Genomic DNA, 4,070 nt, shown 5'->3' with positions numbered 1-4,070 from the left:
GGCGGCCGGCGGGGCCGCGGTCGTGACCGTGGACCCCTGTGCGGCGGTGACCGGTTCGGCGGGAACGGTCTCCGCCGCCGCCTCCGGCTCGTCCCCGGCCCGGCGGGCGAGCAGCCGGCTCAGCAGCGGGCGCACGAGTTCCCCGGCCAGCAGGGCGAGCGTCAGATAGAGCAGGGCGGCCAGCCACAGATAGCCGGGCCAGGCCAGCACCTGCTGGAGCCAGAAGGGCGTGCCCGTGCGCCCGGAGACCAGGGCGCCGACGCTCAGCAGCGGCAGGACGTACGCCGCGACCGTGCCGGCCCTGCGCGGAAGGCTGCCCGCTGTCGTGGTGTCACCGACGAGGCGGCGCCACACATAGCGGTGGACGAGGACCAGCAGCGCGAGCACCGCGGCCGCCAGCAGCGCGAAACCCAGGACCGCCATGCGCACTCCCCCGCCTAGTTCGTTCCCGTTTGTCCCACATTTGGCCCAGGCCGGAAGTAGACGTGCTACGCGTCCTGGCTGCGCAGGGCCCTGACGCCACGGAACCCGATCACTCCCACGGCCGTCCCCAGGAGAAAGGACGTGATGGCGAGCAGCAGATGAACCCAGAAGTAGGCGGTCGGGTCGCCCGCGTCGTCGAAGGCGAGACCACTGCCGTCCTTCCACAGGTTCTTGACGAAAGTGACCCAGATGAACCAGCTCCACACCCCGAAGGCGAGCAGGAACCAGGAGACGGGGCGGCTGAGCTTCATGGAATCAGTATCTCCGTCGCGTTCCCGCCGCCTCGCCCGGGGTGGGCTGTCCCGGCGGTACGCACGGCGGGTCATACCTCCGGTATCCATATTCAGATCAACTGCATGTACGTTTTCGACCGTGCCAGCTCTCAAGAAGGCCGCTCTGTCGGTCACCTCTGCCGCTTTGCTGTCCGTTTTCCTCGTCGGTCCCGCGTCGGCGGTCAGTCAGGACACCACGGACGACGAGCCGAAGCCGCCGACCGGCATGTCGCAGGTCGGTGGCGCACAGCTCGGCCGGAGCGGGACCCAGGTCAATCTCGGCGCCGGCGCCCCGGTCCTGCCGAAGAACCTGACCGGCAGGTCCTGGATGGTCTCGGACGCGGAGACGGGCGACGTGCTCGCCTCCCACAATCCGCACTGGCGGCTGCCTCCGGCCTCCACGCTGAAGATGCTCTTCGCCGACACCGTGATGCAGGCGCCGGCTCTCCAGCCGAAGACCCGTGAGTACACGGTGCAGGACGCGGACCTGGCCGATCTCGGCGAGGGCAGCAGTCTGGTCGGCGTCAAGGAGGACCTCCCCTACACGGTGCACGACCTGTGGCTCGGGGTCTTCCTGCGTTCGGGCAACGACGCGGTGCACGTGCTGGCCTCGATGTACGGAGGCGTCCCCAAGACCGTCACCGACATGCAGGCGCACGCGGAGGAGCTCCAGGCCCTGGACACCACCGTGGTCTCGCCCGACGGGTACGACGCCCCCAACCAGGTCTCCAGCGCGTACGACCTGACGCTGTTCGCCCGCAGCGGGATGCAGAAGGCGGACTTCCGCGAGTACTGCGCCACCGCGACGGCGCAGTTCCCCGGTGAGCAGAAGAAGGGCAAGGAGCGCGAGAGCTTCGGCATCCAGAACACCAACCGTCTGCTCACCGGGGCCGACGGGGTCACCGCGTACAAGGGCATCGCGGGCGTCAAGAACGGCTACACGACGCACGCCGGGAACACCTTCACCGGCGTCGCCGAGCGCAACGGCAAGGTGCTGCTCGTCACCGTCATGAACCCGTCGTCCGACGAGACGCACGCCGTCTACAAGGAAGCGGCGAGCCTGCTCGACTGGGGCTTCGCGGCCGGCGGCAAGGTCACCCCGGTCGGCGAACTCGTTCCGCCGCGGTCAGCCGACACGGGCACGGGGACGGGCAAGGGCGCCCAGGCGGACAAGCCTGCCGCGAACAAGGGCGGCAACGGCCCCGGGACCACGAAGGCCGCCGCGGACACCGGCGGTTCCGGCGGGGTCGGGATCGCCCTGGGGATCGCCGGCGGAGCGCTCGTCCTGGTGGCCGGGGCGGCGTTCCTGGTCAACCGGCGCTGGCCGCTGCCGGACCTGGTGCGCCGCCTCCCCCGCCGCTGAGGGTGCTGCCGCCGGGTTCCTTTCCGGCGGCTTCGTCTCCGGCTGCGGACGCGGGGTCCTGCTCCGCGTCCGTCGCCGGGTCGGCCTCGTCCTTGCTCCGCGTGGCCGTCCAGGCGGCGCAGAACAGCAGCAGCTTCGCCGTGAAGTTGATCCACAGCAGCAGTGCGATCGGGACGCCGAAGGCCCCGTACATGCTCTTCGAGGCGACGCCCCTCATATAGCTGCCGAGCAGCAGCTTGAGCAGTTCGAAGCCGACCGCGCCGATCAGCGCGGCCACCATGAGCCGGCGCCGCGGCGGCTCGACGCCGGGCAGCAGGGTCAGCAGGTAGAGCAGCAGCAGGAAGTCGGCGACGACCGCCACCAGCAGGGCCGCGACGCGCAGCAGCACGCCGCCCGCGCCGCCCTCCGGGATGTTGAGCAGATCGGCGACCCGGCCGACGGCCACGGAGCCGACCGAGGAGATCGCGAGCGTCACCAGGGCCGCCCCGCCCAGCCCGAACAGCACTCCGGCATCCTTGAGTTTGCGCAGGACGGGGTTGCCCTCGTCCACGTCGTCCATGCCCCAGACGGCGCGCAGGCAGTCCCGCATCGAGCCGATCCAGCCGATGCCGGTGAAGAGCAGCAGCGCACCGGCCACCAGCCCGACCGTCCCCGCGTGTGCCACCAGGTTGTCGATGCCGAGCTGGTCGGAGATGCCGGGCACCTGGTCGGCGACCTTGTCCTCGATCTTGTCCAGCTGCTTGTCCGAGAGCAGCGCCGCACCGATCGCCGCGGCGACCGCGATCAGCGGGAAGAGCGCCAGGAAGCTGATGAACGTGATCGCTGCGGCGAGCCTCGCCCAGTGCACCCGTTCCAGCGTCTCGTAGCTGCGCCAGGCGTGCGTCTCCATCAGCCGGGAGACGAGCGGCCCGATGACGGGGAGTTTTTTCAGCCAGTCCATGTCGTACGACTACCATTCCTAGCCAGTGTGCATGAGTGAGTCCTGTACCCACTGATGTGTTCTGGGCACATCCCGAACGGTTTTGGGTGCGCTGGGTCGCCGCTTTCGCGTCCCGCTCGGTGACATGCCTCCAGGGGTGTGGTCCGTTGCGGGTGGGCGGGTTCCCTCACGTCCTCGTGCACCGTGATCGGCCTGGACGGTCCGATGCCCCACGCGATCACTCCGGTCGTGTGGGGGCGGTGTCGTCCGTCGCCGGATCGGGTGTCCGAGGGCGCGTCGCCCGATCGCGATACCGGCGGCATCGTGACGGGACATCTTCCGGTGCGGGGTGGTCAGCGACTTCTGCCAGTGCTGACCACCCCACATCGAGGTATAGGCGGGGTCGACCGCGACCACCGCCAGGCCCTGCTCGGCGGCCATGGAGACCAGCCGGGCCTTGAGCTTCCCGGTAGGAATCCCGGAGATCAGCTGCCGGAAGCTCTTCCTGCGCCCGTGCTTCTCCCGGGTCTTCTCCGCACCGAAGTCGAGGTCCTCGATCGCGATCGCACCCACACCGGTCCGCCGTGCCCAGTGCAGGAGTTGGGTCAGGGCGTGGCGGAGCTGCGCGTCGCGGTGATGGGTGGTGCCGGTCAGGTCGTAGGTGAAGCGGTGGGGTTCGCCGACGGGGTTGCCGTGGGAGTCGAGGTGGTAGGCGGCGAAGTGGTCGGCGTTGGTGTTGACACCGATCACGCCCTTGGCCCGGGCTGCTTCCATGGGGATGGTCTGGATGGTGGGGCGTTGCCAGGACGCGGTCAGATACCAGCGGTCCCGGGTGGTGTCGTAGTGGATGCGGTAGGCGACCGCCCGGTTCGCCTCGATGCGGTCGGCCCACTCCACACCCCGGTGTGCGAACGCCACCGTGGTGGAGGTGAGGGTGTAGCGGCCGTGTGGGCTGTTGGCGAGGTGGGCCAGTGGTGCGGGGAGTTTGATGGACACCTGGCCGTCCGGGGTGACGCGGATCGTCTCGTTCCCG

The 4,070-nt window shown here is 69.7% G+C and carries 4 protein-coding genes and 1 pseudogene; 1 reads left to right on the top strand and 4 read right to left on the bottom strand.

The window, feature by feature from the left end; translation table 11 throughout:
• Both JGS39_RS37485 and JGS39_RS37480 read right to left on the bottom strand, forming a co-directional pair.
• Positions 1 to 423, bottom strand: a pseudogene (locus JGS39_RS37485) (metallophosphoesterase); the annotation flags it as partial.
• Between the two features lie 65 nt (positions 424 to 488).
• Complete coding sequence (locus tag JGS39_RS37480; protein ID WP_219574256.1) at positions 489 to 734, bottom strand: SCO4848 family membrane protein; 246 nt, start codon at positions 732 to 734, stop codon at positions 489 to 491.
• 121 nt (positions 735 to 855) lie between these two features.
• On the opposite strand from JGS39_RS37480, the gene JGS39_RS37475 reads away from it, so the two are divergent.
• Complete coding sequence (locus JGS39_RS37475) at positions 856 to 2,118, top strand: D-alanyl-D-alanine carboxypeptidase family protein (protein ID WP_372456190.1); 1,263 nt, start codon at positions 856 to 858, stop codon at positions 2,116 to 2,118.
• Here JGS39_RS37475 and JGS39_RS37470 read toward each other — a convergent pair.
• Complete coding sequence (locus JGS39_RS37470) at positions 2,066 to 3,058, bottom strand: YihY/virulence factor BrkB family protein (RefSeq protein WP_219574254.1); 993 nt, start codon at positions 3,056 to 3,058, stop codon at positions 2,066 to 2,068. The genes JGS39_RS37475 and JGS39_RS37470 overlap by 53 nt on opposite strands.
• 18 nt (positions 3,059 to 3,076) lie before the next feature.
• On the bottom strand, positions 3,077 to 4,070 hold a 994-nt coding region (locus tag JGS39_RS37465; protein WP_504740115.1), incomplete at its 5' end, for a nuclease/transposase family protein.

Source organism: Streptomyces poriferorum (assembly GCF_019399235.1).
Taxonomy (GTDB): domain Bacteria; phylum Actinomycetota; class Actinomycetes; order Streptomycetales; family Streptomycetaceae; genus Streptomyces; species Streptomyces poriferorum.
This window is presented reverse-complemented; position numbering and strand designations above follow the sequence as displayed.